This is a genomic window from Chthonomonas sp., assembly GCF_035294165.1.
Lineage (GTDB): Bacteria > Armatimonadota > Chthonomonadetes > Chthonomonadales > Chthonomonadaceae > Chthonomonas.
In genome coordinates this window covers 1-1063 of record NZ_DATGLN010000029.1, presented here as the reverse complement: position 1 = coordinate 1063, position 1063 = coordinate 1, and the positions used below count along the sequence as shown (strand labels likewise).

At 53.6% G+C, this 1063-nt stretch carries 1 protein-coding gene; it reads left to right on the top strand.

All coding sequences use genetic code 11. The features are described 5' to 3' along the window. Positions 1 to 1015: DUF2142 domain-containing protein (locus VKV29_RS01000; RefSeq protein WP_324199430.1), on the top strand; the 1015-nt coding region annotated here is incomplete at its 5' end. Between the last annotated feature and the right edge of the window lie 48 nt (positions 1016 to 1063).

The window sequence follows — 1063 nt, the reverse complement described above, 5'->3', positions numbered from 1 at the left end:
GCTTGCGGCATATAAACGGCTGGGCTGGACTCGCGCCTTCTCTTTTTTCGTGCTCACGATAGCCATATCAGCCGGCGCCTATCTGGGATGGGCTTACCTGGTTCGGCCTGAGCTGCCTATGGCCGGCCAGGATTTCCCCGGCTCTGATCCATCTGCCCAGCTCCATCTCATGATTGCGCACCCAGCCGGATTTCTTGCAGTCTTACTCCGCAGTATTCAGTTAAACGGCCGGCAATACTTATTTGATTTGATCGGCAATTTTGGATGGTCAGATTTGCCGCTTCCGTTTTGGTTCTATGAGGTCGCATGCTGCTTTTTTGCAGCCATTTTTCTCATCCTCCTCCTGCATCTCAAAAGAACCGGTACCGTGCGGCTGCTGTGTGCCTCTGTGGCGGTCCTAAGCATCGTGGCGGCCATCTTTGTAGCCCATTTTCTGATGTGGACGCCAGTGCATGCGAAAGCTATCCCCATGATTCAGGGCAGATACTTTATTCCACTATTGGCGATCTTGCCCTTCCTCTTTCCTTCGCGCGAACTCCTGCGGCAGCATTCCATGCGCATCTTGATCGCCCTATGCACCGCTTTCTTTGTCCTCTCACCGTGCACAACACTGAGCACGGTTCGGCGCTACTTCTTCCCCGACGCGACGCTTCTCGGAAAGTATCTGCAAGATTTGCCTGTGCAGGTAACATCGGGCGCGTGCCCTGCTGTTGCTCAATGGGAATATACCAAGAGCTGGTTTTCTATCGTTGAGGTGGGCCATGCCAATGTTTCCGATCCGTTTCGCGTCCTCATCACAAACGAAAGTGGAACCATTTTGGCCGTCTCAGACCCTGTTTTGGCCGGCGCAAACCTTCCCTTCCATGTGCCCGGGGCTTCGCGATTTAAGTGGCTCGTGCATCTTTGGCGGCCCAATCGTTTCGGAACCCTTGAGTACTGGCTGCTCACGGGTAAAACTGTATGCAGGTTTGGTCCCCCGCTAAAACTCAAGCCGTATCACTTGCCCGATGCCTAGTTACATGACAAAAAGGAGGAGAGCATGGTGACGGCGCATCTTCAACAT